Below are 20,579 nucleotides of genomic sequence, written 5' to 3' on the forward strand. Positions count from 1 at the left end.
TCACCCCCGTACGTACAAGGGCTCGCCAGGGGGCGTGGCCCCGGCTGGCAGGACTGCCAGGTCGAGGCCGCGCACCAGGCGAGCCCTCAGTGTCTCGTCGGCGGCCAGGCGCTCGGCGACCGCCCGCGCGGCCTCCGCGGGCGTCGCGGACGGCTCCAGTACGAGAGCCAGCGTGCCGTCGGCCTGTCCGGGCCCCAGGTGGGCGCGGAGAACCCCGGGCTCGGCGGCCACGGCCTCCCGCACGGCCCCGATCACGGCCGGGTCGGTCAGCGGGTCGGCACTCACCCGGCCCTCGGCGAGGGCCAGCAGCGCCTGGCCGGTCAGCTCGAAGGGCACCGGACCCGCCAGGTCCAGTACGACCGTGTCGGCCTTCTCGTGCGCGGCGGCCTGGAGCGCCTGGTGCAGGGGTACGGCGACGGGGCGGGCCGCGGGGTCCCAGCGGGCCAGCGAGTCGGTGGAGGTGAAGGCCGGCAGGGCGGTGCGGGATCCGGCCTTCAGCGTCGGCACGGCCATGTCGCTGGTCTTCTCGCGGCGCAGCCCGTTCTCGTCCTCCTCGACCTCGCCGAGCACGGCCACCACGGGGACGAGCAGCCGGGCGCCCTTGAGGGCCGCGAGGACGGGGCCGACGGCGGCACGGTCCTCGGCCCAGGCCGCGAGCGCCGCGCTCAGCCCGGGATCGGCGGAGCCGTCGTCGTCGGAGAAGCCGGGGTCGGGAATGTTCTTGTTCGCCACGGTCACCGACCCTATCGGGGGCTTGCTGCTGCGGTTGTGCGGGCCCGGAAACCCGCCCGTGACGGCTTTCACGGGTTTCTCAGAGTTCGCTGACACAGCTCTAACCTCCGGCTAACGGCCCGCACAGTCGGCGGCCCGAGCATCGGCGCCATGGAGTCCTCCAGAGCCGCCGGGCGCCGTGCCCGCAGGTCCCCTCGACGGCCGTTGCTGTACACCGCGCTCGCCGCCTTCGCCGTCGTCGGCGCCACGGCCGGCGGGACCGTGTACGTGAAGGCGCAGGCGCACACCGGCGGGAGCGCCGTATCGTCGGCGGCGACGCCGTCGGTCTCGTCCTCGCCGGCGACCACGACTCAGGAGGCGGCCGTGGCGGAGCCGGTGGTGGACTACGACGAGCGGCTGGCCGACGCCATGGGGTCGGTGGAGGTGACGGGCGAGCAGCAGGTCTCGGTGGCGGTGCTCGACCCGGAGTCGGGCGACAGCGCGGTCCACGGCGAGGGCGCCTTCGACACCGCGAGCATCGTGAAGGTCGACATCCTGGCGGCGCTGCTGCTCCGGCACCAGCAGGCGGGGACGCGGCTGAGCGCGCAGGAGAAGGCCTACGCCACGACGATGATCGAGAACAGCGACAACACCGCGGCGTCCGCGCTGTGGGACGCCATCGGCAGGGCCTCGGGGCTGGACGCGGCCAACGAGCGGTTCGGGCTGACCGGCACCGAGGGCGGCGACGGGGCACTGTGGGGGCTGACCCGGACCACGGCCGCCGACCAGCTGACCCTGCTCCAGCAGGTGTTCGGGGACGACTCGGAGCTGAGCGAGTCCTCGCGCGCCTACCTCCGGGGCCTGATGGGGCGGATCGCGGCCGATCAGCGGTGGGGGGTCTCGGCCGCGGCCGACGGGTCCGGCTGGGCGCTGAAGAACGGGTGGCTGCCGCGCAGCACGACCGGGCTGTGGGACGTCAACAGCATCGGGCGGGTGACGGTGGACGGGCACGCGTACCTGGTGGCCGTACTGTCGAACGGCAACTCCACGCAGGCGGAGGGCATTTCACTGGTGGAGGCGGCGGCGAAGGCGGCGGTGTCCGTGTTCACGGGTGCGGAGCCGGCGGTGGAGGACGCGTCGGCGTCGGCGAACGCCACGGCGGCCCGCTGAGACCTCGGTCCCGCCTCAGAAGCCTTCGTAGGACCCGGACCCGCGCGGGCCCCGGCGGCCGCGCCACAGGACCACCGCGGCGACCAGCAGGGCCACCCCCAGGCCGCCCGCCAGCGGGGCCGCCCAACTGGCCGTGTCGTCCTGCGACTCGGCGGTGTCCGGGCCCGACCCGAAGTACTTCTCGCCGTAGGAGGCCGGCTCGAGGCCCTGCGGCCGCAGACGGTCCGCCGCCTTGAGCGCCGCCGCGGGGTCGACGAAGCCGAAGCCGCGGGAGTCGTCGCGGCCGCCCGCGGGGGCGTTGCGGGCCGTGTCCTCCAGGAGGCGCTTGATCTGCGCGGGCGTCAGCTCGGGGTGGGCGGCCTTGACCAGGGCGGCCGCGCCCGAGACGAACGCGGAGGCGGCGCTGGTGCCCCACCCCTCGTAGTACTTGTGGTCGGGGTCGGCGATGACCACGTCGTCACCGGGGGCGGCGACCGTGGCGTACCAGCGGCGGGTGGAGAAGGAGGCGCGGGTGCCGAACTTGTCCACGGCGGTGGCGGCGATGACGCCCGGGTAGGCGGCCGGGTAGGAGATGTGGTCGCCCTTCTCGCCGCCGTTGCCCGCCGAGGCGACGACGACGGCGCCCTTCTTGAGCGCGTACTGCACGGCGTCGTCCTCGCCGGCCTCGGGGTGCGCGGAGGCGGAGTCGTCGCCGAGGGAGAGGTTGATGACGTCGGCGCCGTGGTCGGCGGCCCAGCGGATGCCCTCGGCGAGGGCGTTGCCGCGGGTGTTGCGGGCCTTGGCGCGGGCCGGGTCGCCGTCCTCCAGGATCACGCGGACCGGCATGATCTTGGCCTCGGGGGCGATGCCCATGACCCCGTCGCCGTTGCCGACGCCATGTCCGTGACCGGCGATGATGCCGGCCATGGCGGTGCCGTGCCGGGCCCAGGAGCGGTCGCCGCGGGTGGCGCCGAAGCCGATCATGTCCTTGCCGGTGAGGACGTTGCCGACGAGGTCGGGGTGGTCGTTCTCGACGCCGGTGTCCAGGACGGCGACGGTGACGCCGGCGCCCTTGGTGGTCTGCCAGGCCTGCTGGGTGTGCATGGCGTCCAGGGCCCACTGCTTGGCGCGGATGCCGTCGGCGTGGGCGGCGGTGGGCGGGACGAGGGCGACGGAGGCGGCGAGGAGGACGCTCAGGAGGCCAGCCCTGCGGGTGGTGAGGCTCATGAGGGCTGCTCCGGGGGCGTGGTGACGGTCTTGCGCAGGGTGCGTTCGACACGGTCGGCCAGGCCCTGTGCCTCGTTGCCGAGGCCGGCCTGGGCGGCGGGGGTGGTGTCGCCGGACTCCATGGCCTCCTCGGCGGGCTCGGGGGTGTCGACGGTACGGCCGTCCGCCCAGCCGGAGACGGCGTAGGCGACCACGGGGGCGTCGGTGAGGACGGAGATCGTCCAGGAGGCCCGCTGCCCGGCACCGAACCCTGCCGCGAGGGTGTTCTTCGCGGCGTACGGGAGGGGCATCAGGTCGGTGCGGGTGTCGAGGCCCTCCCGGGTGAAGCGGGTGTCGAGCTCGCGCATGGCGCTGGCGTCGGCCTCGGTGAACAGGAGGCCGACGGTGGTGACGTAGCTCTGGGTGGCGTCCGTGTAGGTGGCGCGCAGGAGGCGTTCGCAGCCGACGGGGGCGAGTGCCTTGCGCAGCAGGGGGTCGAAGGCGTTCTGGCAGCCGCTGTCCGGGGCGACGGCGATCCGCGTCCAGATACGGTCGGCACCGCCGGGCCCGGCGCCCTGGCCGTCCACGGTGGGCGGGAACAACCGGTCGACGGGCACGCTGTGCCACAGCTCGCGGGCCTGGGCGAAGGTGTCGCCGCCGTTCTCGTCCCCGGAGTCCCCGATCAGCCAACTCCCGGTCACCGCGCCGCCGATGAGCCCGAGTCCGAGCACGACGCATGCGGCCACGGCGGCGACGCGGGGAGGGATGCGCACCCCCCACGACCGCTCCCGGTAACCGACCTCGGGTTCCGCGAACGACACAACAGGCCGCCCGTTGCCGGGAGTTCCGGCTTGCGGGGGCAGGGTGGCGCTCCAGGAGAGGGCGGGGTCGGGTGCGAGGGGAGCGGCGGCGGTCCTGGGCGGCGTGGCGGGCGGCGGAGGCGTCCCCGTACCGACGGAGCCCGGCGCCTCCCGCGAAGGGCGCGGCGGGAACACGGGGCGGCCGTCGGGCCTGGGGGGTACGGCGGTGCCGGACTCCGCCCCCGTACGACCGTCCCCGGCCGTCGGAACGGGCCGCATCCGGAAGGTCGTCTCCGAGGCGGTCTCGGCGGGGGCGCCGGTGCGACGCGGGGGCACGGCGGGGGGCACGGCGGGCTGCGACCTCGGCCTGGGCGGCACGGACGCACCACCGGAGGCCGCCGGGCGGGCCGGGGCGTCTTCGGCGGGCGGCATCGGGCCGGGGGCGGCCGTAGGTGGGTTCGCGGAGGGCGACGCAGGCGCGCCGGCGGTGCTCGTGGCGGGCGGCATCGGGCCGGGGGCGGGTCTGCGTGGGCCCGCCGGCGGCGGGGGCGTGTCGGTCTCGGGCCTGGGCGAGGGGACGGATGCTCTCGGGCCTGGACGAGGGGTCCGGTCACCCGGCGCGGAGCCGGCCGGGTCCGTGTCGCCGGGGGCAGGTGGGGCGTCGGGGAAGCGGGCCGAGGCCGGGGGCGGGGGCGGGATGCTGCCGGGGCGCGGGGCTCCCGGGCTCCGGGGCTGCTGGGGGACGGAGCCGTCCCGCTCGCCCGGATCGGTGCCGTTCGTCGTGCGTATCGGCGGCCGGCCCACGGCGGCCGGCCGCTGGGACCGTTCCCCGCCGCCCGGCAGGCCGGACTCCCGCCCCGTGCTCATGTCACCGGGCGCACGGCCCCCCGGCCCGTCCGGGACGCGGCTGTCGGTCTCCTCCGGTTCCTGCCAGTCGAACCCGCCGAACGTCGGCCGGGCCGCTGCTGCGGAGCCACCGCCCCGTCCACTGCGTTCGCCGAAGGCCTGCCAGTCGGAGTCGTCGTTCATCCGCTCGCCCGGCTCCTCGCCCGCCGTCGGCGGCTGGGCCGGCCTCGGTGGGGTCGTCGGGCGTGGAGGAATGGAGGCGCGGCGTGCTTCCGTGCTCATGCACCCCCCGTTTCCTCATGTCCGGGCCGCTCGGTCGTGCGCGGGCCCTCGTCGCGGTCGTCGGTGTGGAAGACGGCCGTCCGGGCACGCATACCCGCACGGAAGAGCCGCCATCCCGGCGCGGCGGCGACGGGGGGTGTACGGCCCTGCGTGCGTGCGCGTCACTCTACGGGTTGTTGCGGGTCGACCGGGAACCAGTCCACCAGGCCGGGGGCATCTGCCCGGAACGTCCCCCTACCCTGCGGTAATCCTGTCTGGCAGGCTTCGTTCATGACTGCGCGCTCCGCCGACCGGGCCCGTTACGACCGGGCCACCGCCCATCTCGACGCCCCCCTCGCGATCGTGGACCTGGACGCCTTCGACGCCAACGCGGACGATCTCGTCCGCCGTGCGGCGGGCAAACCCGTCCGCGTCGCCAGCAAGTCCGTGCGGTGCCGGGCGCTGCTGGAACGCGTCCTGGCGAAGGACGGCTTCGCGGGCATCATGTCCTTCACCCTCGCCGAGTCCCTGTGGCTGGCGAGGAGCGGCTTCGACGACATTCTGCTGGCCTACCCCTCCGCCGACCGTGCCGGGTACGCCGAACTCGCCGCCGACCCCAAGCTCGCGGCCGCCGTGACCGTGATGGTCGACGACCCCGCGCAGCTCGCCTTCATCGACGCCTCCCGCGCGGGCGGCACCGAAGTGATCCGGGTCTGCCTGGAGTTGGACACCTCGCTGAAGCTGCTCGGCGGCAAGGTGCGGGTCGGGGCCCGGCGTTCGCCGCTGCACTCCCCCGCGCAGGTGGCCGACATGGCGCGGGCCGTGTCCCGCAGGCCCGGCTTCGAGGTTGTGGGGATCATGGCCTACGAGGGGCACATCGCCGGGGTCGGGGACTCGGTCGCCGGACGGCCGCTGCGGTCCCGGGCGGTCCGGCTGATGCAGGCCACCGCCCGCCGGGAACTGGCCGAGCGCCGCGCCGCCGTGGTGCGTGCGGTGCGGGCCGTCGTACCGGACCTCCGGTTCGTCAACGGCGGCGGCACGGGCAGTGTGCAGCACACCGCCGCGGAGGACGCCGTCACGGAGATCGGCGCGGGTTCGGGGCTCTATGTACCGCGGCTGTTCGACAACTACACGTCCTTCAGCGGGCGTCCGGCCGCCCTGTTCGCCCAGCCCGTGGTGCGCAGGCCGGGCGTCGGAGTGGTGACCGTCCTCGGCGGCGGCTACCCGGCCTCCGGCGCGGCCGGTCCCGACCGGCTGCCGGTGCCGTATCTGCCGGAGGGGCTGAGGTACGACCCGCAGGAGGGGCCCGGCGAGGTGCAGACCCCGCTGCTCGGCGCCCCCGCCGACGACCTGCTGCTCGGCGACAGGGTGTGGTTCCGGCACGCCAAGGCCGGTGAGCTGTGCGAGCGGTTCGAGACGCTGCACCTGATCGAGGGGGACACGGTGACGGCGACCGTCCCGACGTACCGCGGGGAAGGCCACACCTTCCTCTGAGCCCCGTCCGAACGGTCCCGTCACCGGTGGGGAAGATTCCTACAGCGGTGTGACGTAGGCCCCCGAGATGCCGCCGTCGACCAGGAAGTCGCTGGCGTTGACGAAGGAGGAGTCGTCGCTGGCCAGGAAGGCGACGGCGGCGGCGATCTCCTCCGCCTCGGCGAACCGGCCGACCGGAATGTGCACCAGGCGGCGGGCGGCCCGCTCCGGGTCCTTGGCGAACAGCTCCTGGAGCAGCGGGGTGTTGACCGGCCCGGGGCACAGGGCGTTGACGCGGATGCCCTCCCGTGCGAACTGCACGCCCAGTTCACGGGACATGGCGAGCACCCCGCCCTTGGAGGCGGTGTACGAGATCTGGGACGTGGCCGCTCCCATCCTGGCCACAAAGGACGCGGTGTTGATGATGGACCCCTTGCCCTGCCGCCGCATGTAGGGGATGGCCGCCTTGCAGCACAGGTAGACGGAGGTCAGGTTGACCTCCTGGACCCGCTTCCAGGCTTCGAGGCCGGTCTCCAGGATGGAGTCGTCGTCGGGCGGGGAGATGCCCGCGTTGTTGAAGGCGACGTCGACGCTGCCGTAGGTGTCGTAAGCCGTTTCGAACAGGGCCTCGACCTGCTCCGGGTCGGTGACGTCGACCTTCACGAAGATGCCGCCCACCTCCTCGGCGGCGGCCTTGCCGCGGGCCTCGTCGACGTCGGCGCAGACGACGTTCGCGCCCTCGGAGGCGAGTCGGCGGGCGGTGGCGAGGCCGATGCCGCTGCCGGCTCCGGTGATGACGGCCGTACGGCCGACGAGGCGGCGGCACACGATCTGATCGGTCGCAGAGGTCGAAGAGGCCGCAGGGGTCGCAGGGGTCGCAGAGGTCACTGGGCGGGGCCTTCCGTGCTGATGAAGACGTTCTTGGTCTCGGTGAAGGCGGTCAGGGCGTCCGGGCCGAGTTCCCGGCCGAGTCCGGACTGCTTGTAGCCGCCGAAGGGGGTCCAGTAGCGGACGCTGGAGTGGGAGTTGACGGACAGGTTGCCCGCCTTGACGGCCCGGGACAGGCGCAGGGCGCGGCCGATGTCGCGGGTCCAGAGGGAGCCGGAGAGGCCGTAGGGGGTGTCGTTGGCGAGCCGGATCGCGTCCTCCTCGTCCGTGAAGGGCAGCAGGACGGCGACCGGGCCGAAGATCTCCTCGCGGGCGGCCTCGGAGTCGGGCGCCTCGCCGGTGAGGACGGTCGGCGCGAACCAGAAGCCGGGCCCGTCGGGTGCGCCGCCGCGCAGGCCGGGGGCGTCCGCAGGCACCAACTGCCGGACGCGGTCCAGTTGCTGACGGGAGATCAGCGGCCCCATCTGGGTCTTCTCGTCGGCCGGGTCGCCCACCACGACGGACGCCACGGCGTCGGCGAGCAGTTCCCGGACCTCGTCGTAGACCGTCTCCTGGACCAGGATCCGGGTGCGGGCGCAGCAGTCCTGGCCGGAGTTGTCGAGGAAGGAGAAGGGGTCGACGGCCCGGGCGAGGTCGGCGTCCGCGAAGACGATGTTGGGGCTCTTGCCGCCGAGTTCGAGGGTGACCGGCTTGACCTGGCGGGCGCAGCGTTCCATGACGTCGCGGCCGGTGCGGGTGGAGCCGGTGAACACGATCTTCGCGACGCCGGGGTGCTCGACGAGGGCGGTCCCGGCGACCGGACCGTGTCCCGGCAGCACCTGGAAGAGGCCCTCCGGCAGTCCCGCCTCCAGGGCGAGTTCGGCGAGGCGCAGGGCGGTGAGCGGGGTGGTCTCGGCGGGCTTGAGGATCACCGCGTTGCCCGCGGCGAGCGCGGGTGCCGTGCCCCAGGCGGCGATCGGCATCGGGAAGTTCCAGGGCGCGATGACCCCGACGACGCCGAGCGGTTCGAGGATCGTGACGTCGAGCCCGCCGGGGACCGGGATCTGGCGGCCGTTGAGCCGTTCCACGCCGCCCGCCGCGTAGGCGAGCAGGTCACGGACGTTGCCGGCCTCCCAGCGGGCGTTGCCGAGGAGGTGACCGGCTTCCCGGACCTCCAGCAGGGCCAGTTCCTCCACGTGTGCGTCGACGACGTCGGCGAAGCGGCGCAGGAGGCGGGCCCGGTCGGCGGGGGCGAGGGCGGCCCAGCGGGCCTGTGCCTTCGCCGCGCGGGCGACCGCGGTGTCCACGTCGGCCGCGCCGGCGGCGGGGACGGTGGCGACGACCTCCTCGGTGGCCGGGTTGAGGACGGTCAGCTCATGCTCGTACGACAACGAAGTACCTCTCACGGGCGTCGACTTCACAGACGTTCGAAGGAGCGGCGCAGCTCCCAGTCGGTGACCGCCGCGTCGAAGGCTTCCAGTTCGACGCGGGCCATGTTGCGGTAGTGCGCGACGACCTCGTCGCCGAAGGCGGCTCGGGCGATCGGGCTGTTCTCCCAGAGCTCGGCGGCCTCGCGCAGGGTGGTGGGGACGTGGGCGTACTCGGCGGTGTAGGCGTTGCCGGTGCAGACCTCGGGCAGCTCCAGTTTCTGCTCGATGCCGTACAGCCCGGCCGCGACCAGTCCGGCGACCGCGAGGTGCGGGTTGACGTCACCGCCGGGCAGCCGGTTCTCGAAGCGCAGGGAGCGGCCGTGGCCGACGACCCGCAGGGCGCAGGTGCGGTTGTCGTGGCCCCAGGCGACGGCCGTGGGGGCGAAGGAGCCGGGCTGGAACCGCTTGTAGGAGTTGATGTTGGGGGCGTAGAGGAGCGAGAAGTCCCGCAGGGCCGCGAGCTGTCCGGCGAGGAAGTACCGCATCACGTCGGACATGCCGTCCGGGCCCGCCATGGCGTTGTTGCCGGCGGCGTCGGCGAGCGAGAGGTGGATGTGGCAGGAGTTGCCCTCGCGCTCGTTGTACTTGGCCATGAAGGTGAGCGACATGCCCTCCTGGGCGGCGATCTCCTTGGCGCCGGTCTTGTAGACGGCGTGCTGGTCGCAGGTGGTCAGGGCCTCGTCGTAGCGGAAGGCGATCTCGTGCTGGCCGGGGTTGCACTCGCCCTTGGCGGACTCGACGGTGAGTCCGGCGGCGGCCATCTCGTTGCGGATGCGGCGCAGCAGGGGCTCGATGCGGCCGGTGCCGAGCACCGAGTAGTCGATGTTGTACTGGTTCGCCGGGGTGAGCCCCCGGTAGTTCGCGTCCCAGGCCTGTTCGTAGGTGTCCTTGAAGACGATGAACTCCAGCTCGGTGCCGACCTGGGCGGTGTACCCGAGTTCGGCGAGCCGCTCCAGCTGGCGGCGCAGGATCTGGCGGGGCGCGGCGACGACCGGCGAGCCGTCCTCCCAGGCGAGGTCGGCGATCAGCATGGCCGTACCGGCGTTCCAGGGGACGCGACGCAGGGTGCCGAGGTCGGGGTGCATGGCGAAGTCGCCGTAGCCGCGGTCCCAGGAGGACATCGCGTAGCCGTCGACGGTGTTCATCTCGGTGTCGACGGCGAGGAGGTAGTTGCAGCCCTCGGTGCCGTGGTGGAGTACCTCGTCGAGGAAGAAGCGGGCGGCGAACCTCTTGCCCTGGAGCCGCCCTTGCATGTCGGGGAAGGCCAGGACGACAGTGTCGATCTCACCGCTCGCGACGAGGGCGTGCAGCTCCTCGACACTGAGCGGGGGTGTGCGGTCTGCCACGGGAGAGCTCCTTCGGCTGCTGCGCGTTTTTCCGACCGGGCCGGGAGCCATAAGGTATTGCTCTGAACCATTGCTTGGGAAGGGGGCTCGGCCATATGTCGGTGGACGCTGACGGCGGCCCGGACGACCGGTTGACGCCGGTGCTGCGGCCGGTCAGGGCGGGCAACGGCTTCGAGGAGGCGCTGGAGCAGATCCTCCAGGTGGTGCGGCTCGGGCTGGTGCCGGGGGGTGAGCGGCTGCCGGCCGAGCGGGAGCTCGCGGAGCGGCTCGGGATCAGCCGGGTGACGCTGCGCGAGGTGCTGAAGGTGCTCCAGGACCAGGGGCTGGTGGAGTCGCGGCGGGGGCGCTACGGGGGCACGTTCGTGCTGCCCCGTACCCACAGCGCGGTCGGCGAGGAGGAGCTGCGGCGGCGGACCGCCGAGGTGGACATCGAGGACGTGCTGCGGTTCCGGGAGGTGCTGGAGGTGGGTGCGGCGGGTCTGTGCGCGGCGCACGGCCTCACCGACGAGCAGGCCCGGCGGTTGCGGGAGGCGCTGGCGGCCACGCAGGAGGCTCCGCTGGCGGACTACCGGCGGCTGGACACGCTGCTGCACCTGACCCTCGCGGAACTGTGCGGCTCCCCCACGCTGACCGCGCAGTACGCGGCGGTGCGGGCCTCGGTGAACGACCTGCTGGACTGCATCCCGCTGCTGGTCCGCAACCTGGAGCACTCGCAGCGCCAGCACGCGGCGCTGGTCGAGGCGGTGCTGGACGGGGACGCCGACGGGGCGCGGGAGATGATGCGGGAGCACTGCGCGGGGACGGCGGCGCTGCTGCGCGGCTTCCTGGCGTGACCTTGCCTCCCGGGCCCCGAACCGCAAAGGTATGACCGTGGGCCATTACAGGGCAGGGAGGGCCGAGTGACGACCGTACGACCGCTGATCGGTGTCAGCACCTATCTGGAGGCCGGGGCGCGCTGGGGCGTCTGGGAGCTGGAGGCGGCGCTGCTGCCGGTGGGCTACCCGCGGCTGGTGCAGCGGGCGGGCGGCCTGGCCGCGATGCTCCCGCCGGACGCGCCGGAGCACGCGGCGGCGGCGGTGGCCCGCCTGGACGGCCTGGTGATCGCGGGCGGCCCGGACGTGGAGCCGGTCCACTACGGCGCCGCCCCCGACCCGCGCACGGGTCCACCCGCCCGCGCCCGCGACACCTGGGAACTGGCCCTGATCCGGGCGGCCTTGGCCTCAGGCACCCCCCTGCTGGGCATCTGCCGGGGCATGCAGCTCCTGAACGTGGCCCTGGGCGGCACCCTCACCCAGCACATCGACGGCCACGCGGTGACCCCCGGGGTCTTCGGCCGCCACGCGGTCAAGCCGGTACCAGGCACGCTCTACGGCGACCTGGCCCCGGAGGAGACCTCCGTACCGACCTACCACCACCAGGCGGTGGACCGCCTGGGCCAGGGCCTCCTGCCCTCCGCCCACGCACCGGACGGCACGATCGAGGCCGTCGAACTCCCCGGTCCGCCCTGGGTGCTGGGCGTGCAGTGGCATCCGGAGATGGGCGAGGACCTGCGGGTGATGCGGGGGCTGGTGGCCGCGGCTGTCCACGCCTAGGCGCGGGTGATGCGTGAGCCGGCCGCCGCCGCCCGCACCTGAGCGCGGGCCAAGCATGAACCGGCCGCCGCCGCCCGCACCTGGGCGCGGGCCAAGCATGAGCCAGCCGCCGTCCACGCCTGAGCGCGGGCCAAGCGTGAACCGGCCGCCGCCGTCCACACCTGAGCGCGGGCCAAGCATGAGCCAGCCGCCGCCGTCCACACCTGAGCGCGGGCCAAGCATGAGCCAGCCGCCGCCGTCCACACCTGAGCGCGGGCCAAGCATGAGCCAGCCGCCGCCCACACCTGGACGCGGGCCAAGCATGAACCGGCCGCCGCCGCCCACACCTGGACGCGGGCCAAGCATGAACCGGCCGCCGCCGCCCACACCTGGACGCGGGCCAAGCATGAACCGGCCGCCGCCGCCCACACCTGGACGCGGGTGAAGCATGAGCCGGCCGCCGCCGCCCGCACCTGAGCGCGGAGCTGGTCGCCGCCGTCCGCTGCTAAGCGCGCGTCAGTGACAGCAGGTCCCTCGCCGGTCCCACCGGGCGGTGGCCCGTGGGCCAGACCGCTCGCAGGTCGCGGGCCAGGGACACCCCGTCCACCGGTACGCGCACCAGCCGCCGCATCGACAGTTCCTCGCCCACCGCGAGCTCGCTCAGCACGGCCGGGCCCGCGCCGCCGACCGCCGCCGCCTTCACCGCCGTGGTGGAGGAGAGTTCGATCAAAGGGCGGGCCAGGCCGCCGAGGGCCGCGTCCAGGACCTGGCGGGTGCCGGAGCCCTTCTCGCGGAGGATCAGGGGGGTCTCGGCCAGTTCGGCGGCTTCCAGGGGGCGCCGGCGGCGGGCCCAGGCGTGCCCCGGGGCGGTCACCACGATCAGGTGGTCATGGGCTATCACCACCGAGTCCAGTCCCGAGGGGACCGTCAGGCCCTCGACGAAGCCCAGGTCGGCCTCGTCGGACAGCAGGCGCTCCGCGACCGTCGCCGAGTTCCCGGCATGCAGCGACACCGCCGTGTCCGGGCGCCCCGCGCGCAGGGCGAGGAGCCAGCCCGGCAGCAGGTACTCCGCGATCGTCATGCTCGCCGCCACCCGCAGCCGGGAGTCCCGGCGCACCCGCAGCGCCTGCGCCCCGGCGTCGAAGGCCTCCGCCGCCTCCACGATCCGCCGCGCCCAGTCGGTCACCAGTGCCCCGGCGTCCGTGAGCCGGGAGCCGCGGGGCGAGCGGTCGACCAGGGCCACCCCCAGCTGCCGTTCCATCGAGCGGATCCGGCTGCTCGCCGCCGGCTGGGTGATGCCCAGCTCGCGGGCCGCCCCGCCCAGGCTCCCCAGCCGTGCCACGGCCAGCAGCAGCTCCAGCGCTCCCAGATCCGGCACCCGGTGGGACAGCCCTCCGCTCGCCGCCGCCCCGTGCTCCTCCACACCGCTCATAAAGACAGCTTATGCCCTCATAGACCCGTACTCCCTGGTCGCGGACCTCCCCCGACGGCACCGTGGAGCCATGGTCACCGCCGTCCGTCACCTCGGGCCGAACTGGTACGCCTGCGTCATGGGCACCGCGATCGTCGCCACCGCCGGCGTCGCGCTCCCCGTGCACCTCCCCGGCCTGCGCACGATCTGCGCCGCCGTCTGGCTGCTGTCCCTCGCCCTGCTGCTCGCCCTCCTCGGCGCCCGCGCCCTGCACTGGCGTCATCACGCCGACCAAGCCCGCGCCCACCTCCTCGACCCCGCCACGGCCCCCTTCTACGGCTGCCTCGCCATGGCCCTGCTGGCCGTCGGCGGCGGTGCCCTCACCGTCGGCCGGGACTGGATCGGGACGACGGCCGCGGTCGCGCTCGACGCCGTGCTGTTCACCGCGGGCACGGCCGTGGGGCTCGCGGCCGCCGTCGCCGTGCCGTACCTCATGGCCGTACACCAGAAGGCCGAGCCGGGGCAGGTCACGCCGGTGTGGCTGCTCCCCCTGGTCGCGCCCATGGTGTCGGCGGCCCTCGGACCGCTCCTGGTGCCGTATCTCCCCGCGGGCCAGCCTCGCGAGACCCTCCTCCTCGGCTGCGTCGCGCTGTTCGGGCTCAGTCTTCTCGCCACCCTGCTGATGCTGCCGCTGGTCTTCGCCCGGACCGTCACCGGCGGCCCGCTCCCCCTCGCCCTGACCCCGACCCTCTTCCTGGTGCTCGGCCCGCTCGGCCAGTCCACCACCGCGGTCGGCAAGTTCGCGGACGTGGCCCCCGGTGTCGTCCCGGCCCCCTACAGCGAGGGCCTGGGCGTCCTCGCGGTCCTGTACGGCGTTCCCGTGACGGGGTTCGCCCTGCTCTGGCTGGCACTCGCCACCGCGCACGTGGTCCGTGCCCGCCGGCACGGGATGCGGTTCGCGATGACCTGGTGGGCCTTCACCTTCCCGGTCGGCACCTGCGTCACGGGCGCCGAGGCGCTGGCCCGGCACACGGGGCTCGTCGTCTACGACTGGCTCGCCACGGGGCTCTACGTCGTCCTCGTCGCCGCCTGGACCACCGCCGCCGTGCACACCGCGCGGGGGCTGGTCAGCGGAGCGCTGCTCGCAGGGCCTCGCCCAGTGCCCGTGGTGCTTCGGCCAGCGACGGCCCGTACCACGTCAGGTGCCGTCCGCTGACGAGCGCGCAGGGCAGACCGGGGAAGGCCTCCGGGCCGTCGTCGGGGGTGAAGCGGTACGGCTCGTCGGGGAGGACGACCACGTCCGGGGCCGCCGCCCGCAGCTCGTCCAGGGGGACGCGCGGATAGCGGTCCGCGTGGGTGGTGTACACGTGGTCCACCCCCAGACGGGAGAGCACGTCACCCGCGAAGGTGTCCCGGCCCAGCACCATCCACGGCCGCCGCCAGATCGGCACGACCGCCGTGGCCCGGCGCGAGGGGGGTTCGAGCGCCGACCAGGCCTCCTCGGCCTCGTCCAGCCAGCGTGGCCGCAGGGCGCCGCACGCCTCGACGACCCGGGCCAGCTCGCGGAAGGCCTGCGGGACGTCACGCACCTCGGTGACCAGGACCTTCAGGCCCGCCTCGCGCAGGACTTCGAGATCCGGGGCGCGGTTCTCCTCCTCGTTGGCGATCACCAGGTCGGGGGCGAGGGCGAGGATCCGGTCGAGCGCCGGGTTCTTGGTGCCGCCGATCCGGGGGACGTCCAGGTCGGCCGGGTGGGTGCACCAGTCGGTGGCGCCGACCAGGGCGCCGGGGGCGGAGCGGGCGATCGCCTCGGTCAGCGAGGGGACCAGGGAGACGACCCTCACTGCCGGGGCCGGTCCTGGAGCGCCTCGACATGTTCGGCCACGGCGACGACGATCACGCGGGTGTCCGCCACGGTCGCCCGCCAGCGGTGCCGCACCCCGCCGGTGAGGTACAGGGTGTCGCCGCGGCCCAGCCGGTACGCGCGCCCCTCGGCCTCGACGTCCACCGCGCCGTCGGCGACGTACAGCAACTGGTCGTTGCGGTACTGGAACTCACGGCCGGCGTCGTGGTCGCCGGTGAACTCCTGGGCGTGCATCTGGTGGTGACCGCGCACCAGGGAGCGCATCCGGGGTTCCAGGCCCGGCTCCGCGCCCTCGGCGTGCACGACGTCCACGCTGCACGCCGGGTCGGCGGCGGCGAGGAGTTCGACGGCCGTGGTGCGCAGGGCGTCGGCGACCTTCTCCAGGGAGCTGCGGCTGGGGCGGGCGCGTTCGTTCTCGATCTGGCTCAGGAAGGGGACCGAGAGGCCGCTGCGCTCGGCGACGACGGCGAGGGTGAGCTCCAGGGCCCGGCGCCTGCGGCGCACGGCCGCGCCGACCCGGAGGGGCTGTTCTTTGTGGTCGCCCATGGCTCCGGCTCCTTCCTCCGCCCGTCGGTCCCGTGACCCGTCCCCTGATGAGTTGTCTGCACCCTACGCATGTTCGGCAAACCGTTTCACGCGGCCGTCACATCGAGGTCGTACGGCGTGCGACCGTACCTCACGATTCACGCCAGCCCACCGGCCCCCTGAAGACAGCCAGGGGGCCGGGTTTCGGTCACCCGTCCGTCGCGGGCCACCCAAGTCCCCTCGTCGGCATCGGAGTTCGGGCGATGACGTAGCTCTATGTGGTTGGCCGGATCCTTACCGTGCTCCCGGAGCGGTCAGGACGGGGTCATCCGCCCGACCATCTCCGGGTGCTCCTTCAGCCAGGCGGCGACCGCCTGCTCCTCGTGCCCCTGGCCGTACTTGTTGATCTCGCTCTCCAGGGTACCGAGCTCGTCCTCACTCATATGGAATCCCTTGATCCACTTGGTGAGCCGGGGGTACTTCTCCGGGAACTCCTCGTGGGCGATGGTGCGGATCGTGTTGCCCTCCCCGAAGAGCTTCCTGTCGTCCTTGAGCTTGGTCAGGTCGTACTGGCTGTACGCCCAGTGCGGGGACCACAGGACAACGGCGACGGGCTGTTTCCTGGCGTAGGCGCGCTTGAGCTCGGCCAGCATCGCGGGCGTGGAGCCGTCGACGACCTCGTACTCCTTGTCCAGGCCGTAGCCCGGCAGGACCTTGTTCTTGAGGAGGTTCATCTCGCCGGTGCCCGGCTCGATGCCGATGATCTTCCCGTCGAACAGGTCCGCCTTGCCCTTGAGGTCCTCGTACGTCTTCACGCCCTTGACGTACGACGGCACGGCGACCTCCAGCGACGTCGGCCGGTACCAGGTGCCGAGGTCGGCGAGGCTGTCCTTGCTCTTGTCCCAGTAGTTCTTCTGGGCGTACGGCAGCCAGGCGTCGAAGTTGAGGTCCAGGTCGCCGGAGGCGAGGCCGGTGTAGACCGGGCCGACGTCCATCTGCTTGAGGTTCAGCCGGTAGCCGCGCTTCTCCAGGACGTTCTTCCACAGGTAGGTGACGGCGATGTCCTCGTCCCAGGGGAACCAGGCCACGTTCACCGGCCGCTTCGCCTCGGCCGGAGTGCCGCTGTCCTTGACGGGGGCCATCTTGTCGACCAGGCCCGGGTGCTGCTTGAGCCAGGTGCGCACGGCGTCCTGCTGCCTGCCCTTGCCCGCCTTGTTGATCTCGGCCTCCAGGCCGGTGAGCTGCTTCTCGTCCAGCTTGAAGTTCTTCAGCCACCCGCCGACGACCGGGTTCTCCTCGGCGAAGCCCTTGCGGGCCACCGTGTGGATGCCGTCGCCCGAGCCCCAGGCGCCCTTGGGGTCCTTGAGCTTCTTCAGGTCGTAGTCGTTGTACGCCCAGTGCGGCGACCAGAGCGGGACGACGATCGGGGCCTTCTGGGCGTACGCCCGCTTCAGCTCGGCCAGCATCGCGGGCGTAGAGCTGTCGACGACCTCGTACTCCTTGTCGAGGCCGTACGCCTTCAGGACCTTGCTCTTGAGCAGGGCCGTCTCACCGGCGCTGGACTCGATGCCGGTGATCCTGCCGCCGAACCGCGCGCCCTTGCCCTTGAGGTCGGCCAGGGAGTCGACGTCCTTCATGTACGACGGGACGGTCAGCTCCAGGGACGTCCTGTCGTACCAGGCGCCGAGGTCGTCGAGCTTGCTGCCGTACTTCTTCCAGTACTGCTCGTGGGTGGTGGGCAGCCAGGCACCGGTCATGAAGTCGGCGTTGCCGGAGGCGACGGAGGTGTAGAGGGGGCCCGCGTCGAACTGCTCGGCGTCCACCCGGTAGCCGCGTTCCTCCAGGATCTCCTTCCACAGGAAGGTGGAGGCGACCCCGTCGTCCCAGGGGACGTAGCCGATGCTGATCTTCTTGCCCTGGCCGACGTCCTTGCCGCCGGAGACGGCCGTGGCCTCGCCCGAGGTGCCGCCGAGGATCCCCATGCCGCCCGCGACGAGGGCGAGGACGACGACGCCGATCACGGCGACCTGGGGGCGGGGGCGGTAGGACCAGATCCGCAGCCCCTGGCTCGCGCGGGCCTTGGCGGCGGCGCGGCGGCCCAGCGGGGAGACCTGGGTGCCGAGCGCGCCGGTCATGCGGTCGAGGTAGATCGCGAGGATCACGATGGCGACACCGGCCTCGGAGCCGAGGCCCACGTTGAGCTGGCCGATGGCCTCGTTGACGTCGCCGCCGAGGCCGCCGGTGCCGACCATGCCGGCGATCGCGGCCATGGACAGGCCGAGCATGATGACCTGGTTGACGCCGGCCATCACGGTGGGCAGCGCCAGCGGGAGCTGCACGCGCAGGAGGGTGTCGCGCGGGGTGGTGCCGAACGCCTCGGCCGCCTCCACGAGTTCCTTGTCGACCTGCCGGATGCCCAGCTCGGTCATGCGGACGCCGGGGGCGAGCGCGAAGATCAGGGTGGCCACGATGCCCGCGGAGGCGCCGGTGCCGAAGAACAGGATCGCCGGGATGAGATAGATCATCGCGGGCAGCGTCTGCATGAAGTCCAGCACGGGGCGCACGAACCCGCTGACCCGGTTCGAGCTGGCCGCCCAGATGCCCACGGGCACGGCTATCACCAGCGCGATGATGGTGGCGACGAGGACCAGCGAGAGGGTCGTCATCGCGTCCTCCCACAGGTCGAGGGAGGCGATGAAGGCGAATCCCGCGAAGGTGAGGACACCGGCCAGGGTGCCGCGCAGCCAGAACGCGATCACGGCGAAGATGCCCGCGAGCAGCAGGGGCTGGGGCGCCTGGAGAACGGCGTCGATGCCGTCGTAGGTGCCGGTGAAGACGGTCTTCAGGAAGTCGAAGAGCCAGGACACGTGGGTGAGCAGCCAGTCGACGGTGTCGTTGACCCAGTCGCCGAGCGGGATCCTAGGCATGGGCCACCTCCGCGTCGGCGAGGAAGCCGACCAGGCGGTCCTGCGGGACCACGCCGACGAGCCGGTGCTTGTCGTCGAGGACGGCCACCGGGTGGGTCGAGCGGGCGCTCATGGCGCACAGTTCGGTGAACGGCGTGTCGGGCGTCGCGGTCTCGCAGTCGCCGGTGCAACCGCAGACGGCCTCGTCACCGCTGACGTCGGTGTCCATGACGGCGGACGCGGTCAGGACACGGGAGCGGTCGACGTCCTTGGTGAAGGAGGCGACGTAGTCGTCGGCGGGCCGCACGAGGATGTCCTCCGCGCTGCCGGTCTGGACGATCCGGCCGTCGCGCATCACGGCGATCCGGTCGCCGAGCCGCATGGCCTCGTTGAGGTCGTGGGTGATGAAGACGATGGTCTTCTTCAGGGTCTTCTGGAGGCTGAGGAGCTGGTCCTGCATGTCCCGGCGGATCAGCGGGTCGAGCGCGCTGAAGGACTCGTCCATGAGGAGCAGGTCGGCGTCGGTGGCGAGGGCGCGGGCCAGGCCGACGCGCTGCTGCATGCCGCCCGAGAGCTCGTCGGGCCAGGACTTCTCCCAGCCCCCCAGTCCGCACAGCTCCAGGGCCTCGGTGGCCCGCTCGACGCGCTCGGCCTTGGGGACGCCCTGGACGGCGAGGCCGTAGGCGGCGTTCTCCAGGACGCTGCGGTGCGGGAAGAGCGCGAAGTGCTGGAAGACCATGCTGATCTTCTGGGCGCGTACGGCGCGCAGTTCGCGGTCGGTGAGCGCGGTGAGGTCCTGGCCGTCGAAGCGGACATGGCCCGCGGTCGGCTCCAACAGGCCGTTGAGCATGCGCAGCAGGGTGGACTTGCCGGAACCGGACAGGCCCATCACGACGAAGATCTGGCCGGGGTCCACGGTGAAGGAGGCGTCGATCACCGCCGCGGTGGTGCCCTCCGCGCGCAGTCCCTCCCGGTCGGCGCCCTCGCGCAGCCTCTCGACCGCCTCGTGCGGCCGTCTTCCGAAGACCTTGTAGAGCTGCTCTGCCTCAAGCCGTGATGACACGCGTACCTCTTGTCTCTTGACCACTGGGTGGGAGACGAAGGGTCGCGAACAGTTGAAGATGCAACCTGCCTCGCTCCGAGGCCGCGCCTGCCCATAAGCCTTCCGGCCAAACACACCGGTGTGCCGGTTCACAGGACGCTCACACCGCCGAACGAGTCAAGCGGCGACGGCCGCTGTCGGTGCCGTACGGCATGATGCGAGGCGTGACCGGACGACTGATGCTCCTCGACACCGCCTCGCTCTACTTCCGTGCCTACTTCGGCGTGCCGGAGTCGGTGAAGGCCCCGGACGGCACGCCGGTGAACGCCGTGCGCGGCCTCCTCGAATTCATCGACCGCCTGGTCAAGGACCATCACCCCGACGCGCTCGTGGCCTGCATGGACGCCGACTGGCGGCCCCAGTGGCGGGTCGACCTCATCCCCTCCTACAAGGCGCACCGCGTCGCCGAGGAGCGCGAGAGCGGCCCGGACGAGGAGGAGGTGCCGGACACGCTGTCGCCGCAGGTTCCGGTCATCGAGGCGGTCCTGGACGCGCTCGGCATCGCGCGCGTGGGGGTCGCCGGGTACGAGGCGGACGACGTGATCGGCACGTTCACCGCGCGGGCGACGGGCCCGGTCGACATCGTCACCGGCGACCGCGACCTGTATCAGCTGGTGGACGACGAGCGCCAGGTGCGGGTGCTGTATCCCCTCAAGGGCGTCGGCACCCTCCAGCTCACCGACGAGGCGTGGCTGCGCGAGAAGTATGGCGTCGACGGCCGTGGGTACGCGGATCTGGCCCTGCTGCGCGGCGACCCGAGCGACGGTCTGCCGGGCGTGCCGGGCATCGGTGAGAAGACGGCGGCCAAGCTCCTTGCCGAGTTCGGCGACCTGGCGGGGATCATGGCCGCGGTCGACGACCCGAAGGCGAGGCTCACGCCGTCGCAGCGCAAGCGGCTGGACGAGTCGCGGCCCTATGTGGCCGTGGCACCGAAGGTCGTGCGGGTGGCCGGTGACGTCCCGCTGCCGAAGGTGGAGACCGCGGTTCCGCGCGCACCGCGCGATCCCGCGGCGCTGGAGAAGCTGGCACAGCGATGGGGACTGGGTGGATCATTGCAGCGGCTGGTGACGACGCTCGGCGCGTAAATATTGCCCTCGCTTTCCACGAGTGG

Annotated in this window: 17 protein-coding genes; 6 read left to right on the forward strand and 11 right to left on the reverse strand. The window is 72.9% G+C overall.

Features of this window, described 5'->3' with window-relative positions:
• A complete protein-coding gene (locus M2163_RS13400; RefSeq protein ID WP_280894056.1) occupies positions 1-732 on the reverse strand; it encodes an SseB family protein in 732 nt (243 codons plus the stop codon).
• Between the two features lie 150 nt (positions 733-882).
• Here M2163_RS13400 and M2163_RS13405 point away from each other — a divergent pair, with 150 nt between their 5' ends.
• Positions 883-1,881: a serine hydrolase gene (locus tag M2163_RS13405; RefSeq protein ID WP_280894057.1), complete on the forward strand. Its 999-nt coding sequence runs from the start codon at positions 883-885 to the stop codon at positions 1,879-1,881.
• Positions 1,882-1,896: 15 nt separating this feature from the next.
• Here M2163_RS13405 and mycP read toward each other — a convergent pair whose 3' ends face one another.
• Positions 1,897-3,087, reverse strand: coding sequence for a type VII secretion-associated serine protease mycosin (gene mycP / locus M2163_RS13410; protein ID WP_280894058.1), 1,191 nt, complete (start codon positions 3,085-3,087; stop codon positions 1,897-1,899).
• Complete coding sequence (locus M2163_RS13415; RefSeq protein ID WP_280894059.1) at positions 3,084-4,994, reverse strand: hypothetical protein; 1,911 nt, start codon at positions 4,992-4,994, stop codon at positions 3,084-3,086. The genes mycP and M2163_RS13415 overlap by 4 nt, the downstream gene beginning before the upstream one ends.
• A gap of 270 nt (positions 4,995-5,264) precedes the next feature.
• Between M2163_RS13415 and M2163_RS13420 the strand changes: the two genes are divergently transcribed.
• Positions 5,265-6,467, forward strand: a complete 1,203-nt coding sequence (locus tag M2163_RS13420) for an amino acid deaminase/aldolase (RefSeq protein WP_280852560.1) — start codon at positions 5,265-5,267, stop codon at positions 6,465-6,467.
• Between the two features lie 39 nt (positions 6,468-6,506).
• On the opposite strand, the gene M2163_RS13425 is transcribed toward M2163_RS13420, so the two are convergent.
• From M2163_RS13425 to M2163_RS13435, 3 genes are read right to left on the reverse strand one after another with little or no spacing between them, the layout of a single operon-like run.
• Positions 6,507-7,277 (reverse strand): 3-oxoacyl-ACP reductase, encoded by a 771-nt coding sequence (locus tag M2163_RS13425; RefSeq protein ID WP_280854246.1) that lies wholly within the window; start codon positions 7,275-7,277, stop codon positions 6,507-6,509.
• 53 nt (positions 7,278-7,330) lie between these two features.
• Positions 7,331-8,704 carry an aldehyde dehydrogenase family protein gene (locus tag M2163_RS13430; RefSeq protein ID WP_280894060.1) on the reverse strand — a complete coding sequence of 458 codons (1,374 nt, stop codon included), beginning with the start codon at positions 8,702-8,704 and terminating at the stop codon, positions 7,331-7,333.
• Between the two features lie 26 nt (positions 8,705-8,730).
• The gene (locus tag M2163_RS13435) at positions 8,731-10,089 is read right to left on the reverse strand and encodes a glutamine synthetase family protein (protein ID WP_280894061.1); all 1,359 of its coding nucleotides are present in this window, start codon (positions 10,087-10,089) and stop codon (positions 8,731-8,733) included.
• A 95-nt stretch (positions 10,090-10,184) separates the two neighbouring features.
• Between M2163_RS13435 and M2163_RS13440 the strand changes: the two genes are divergently transcribed.
• Positions 10,185-10,922, forward strand: coding sequence for an FCD domain-containing protein (locus M2163_RS13440; protein ID WP_280852558.1), 738 nt, complete (start codon positions 10,185-10,187; stop codon positions 10,920-10,922).
• A gap of 66 nt (positions 10,923-10,988) precedes the next feature.
• Positions 10,989-11,681, forward strand: coding sequence for a gamma-glutamyl-gamma-aminobutyrate hydrolase family protein (locus M2163_RS13445; protein ID WP_280852557.1), 693 nt, complete (start codon positions 10,989-10,991; stop codon positions 11,679-11,681).
• A 484-nt stretch (positions 11,682-12,165) separates the two neighbouring features.
• On the opposite strand, the gene M2163_RS13450 is transcribed toward M2163_RS13445, so the two are convergent.
• Positions 12,166-13,092 (reverse strand): LysR family transcriptional regulator, encoded by a 927-nt coding sequence (locus M2163_RS13450; protein WP_280852556.1) that lies wholly within the window; start codon positions 13,090-13,092, stop codon positions 12,166-12,168.
• A gap of 70 nt (positions 13,093-13,162) precedes the next feature.
• Between M2163_RS13450 and M2163_RS13455 the strand changes: the two genes are divergently transcribed.
• Positions 13,163-14,287, forward strand: a complete 1,125-nt coding sequence (locus tag M2163_RS13455; RefSeq protein ID WP_280852555.1) for a TDT family transporter — start codon at positions 13,163-13,165, stop codon at positions 14,285-14,287.
• On the opposite strand, the gene M2163_RS13460 is transcribed toward M2163_RS13455, so the two are convergent.
• The 4 genes from M2163_RS13460 to M2163_RS13475 all read right to left on the reverse strand — a co-directional run bounded on the left by M2163_RS13460 (position 14,199) and on the right by M2163_RS13475 (position 19,429).
• The gene (locus M2163_RS13460) at positions 14,199-14,915 is read right to left on the reverse strand and encodes a helical backbone metal receptor (RefSeq protein WP_280894062.1); all 717 of its coding nucleotides are present in this window, start codon (positions 14,913-14,915) and stop codon (positions 14,199-14,201) included. The two genes, M2163_RS13455 and M2163_RS13460, sit on opposite strands and share 89 nt — an antisense overlap.
• Entirely contained in the window at positions 14,912-15,481 is a 570-nt protein-coding gene (locus M2163_RS13465) for an XRE family transcriptional regulator (RefSeq protein ID WP_280852553.1), read from the reverse strand. Before M2163_RS13465 ends, M2163_RS13460 begins: the two co-directional genes overlap by 4 nt.
• A 293-nt stretch (positions 15,482-15,774) precedes the next feature.
• Positions 15,775-18,387: an ABC transporter permease/substrate binding protein gene (locus M2163_RS13470; protein WP_280894063.1), complete on the reverse strand. Its 2,613-nt coding sequence runs from the start codon at positions 18,385-18,387 to the stop codon at positions 15,775-15,777.
• Positions 18,380-19,429, reverse strand: coding sequence for a betaine/proline/choline family ABC transporter ATP-binding protein (locus M2163_RS13475; RefSeq protein ID WP_280852551.1), 1,050 nt, complete (start codon positions 19,427-19,429; stop codon positions 18,380-18,382). Before M2163_RS13475 ends, M2163_RS13470 begins: the two co-directional genes overlap by 8 nt.
• A 194-nt stretch (positions 19,430-19,623) precedes the next feature.
• Between M2163_RS13475 and M2163_RS13480 the strand changes: the two genes are divergently transcribed.
• Positions 19,624-20,553: a 5'-3' exonuclease gene (locus M2163_RS13480; RefSeq protein WP_280854245.1), complete on the forward strand. Its 930-nt coding sequence runs from the start codon at positions 19,624-19,626 to the stop codon at positions 20,551-20,553.
• Positions 20,554-20,579: the final 26 nt, after the last annotated feature.

The organism is Streptomyces sp. SAI-135 (genome assembly GCF_029893805.1).
GTDB lineage: Bacteria > Actinomycetota > Actinomycetes > Streptomycetales > Streptomycetaceae > Streptomyces.

Coding starts and splice junctions, on each gene's coding strand:
- M2163_RS13480 (WP_280854245.1), top strand. CDS start 19,624: ATGCGAGGCGTGACCGGACGACTGATGCTCCTCGACACCGCCTCGCTC.
- M2163_RS13420 (WP_280852560.1), top strand. CDS start 5,265: ATGACTGCGCGCTCCGCCGACCGGGCCCGTTACGACCGGGCCACCGCC.
- M2163_RS13440 (WP_280852558.1), top strand. CDS start 10,185: ATGTCGGTGGACGCTGACGGCGGCCCGGACGACCGGTTGACGCCGGTG.
- M2163_RS13465 (WP_280852553.1), bottom strand. CDS start 15,481: ATGGGCGACCACAAAGAACAGCCCCTCCGGGTCGGCGCGGCCGTGCGC.
- M2163_RS13470 (WP_280894063.1), bottom strand. CDS start 18,387: ATGCCTAGGATCCCGCTCGGCGACTGGGTCAACGACACCGTCGACTGG.
- M2163_RS13415 (WP_280894059.1), bottom strand. CDS start 4,994: ATGAGCACGGAAGCACGCCGCGCCTCCATTCCTCCACGCCCGACGACC.
- mycP (WP_280894058.1), bottom strand. CDS start 3,087: ATGAGCCTCACCACCCGCAGGGCTGGCCTCCTGAGCGTCCTCCTCGCC.
- M2163_RS13405 (WP_280894057.1), top strand. CDS start 883: ATGGAGTCCTCCAGAGCCGCCGGGCGCCGTGCCCGCAGGTCCCCTCGA.
- M2163_RS13450 (WP_280852556.1), bottom strand. CDS start 13,092: ATGAGCGGTGTGGAGGAGCACGGGGCGGCGGCGAGCGGAGGGCTGTCC.
- M2163_RS13455 (WP_280852555.1), top strand. CDS start 13,163: ATGGTCACCGCCGTCCGTCACCTCGGGCCGAACTGGTACGCCTGCGTC.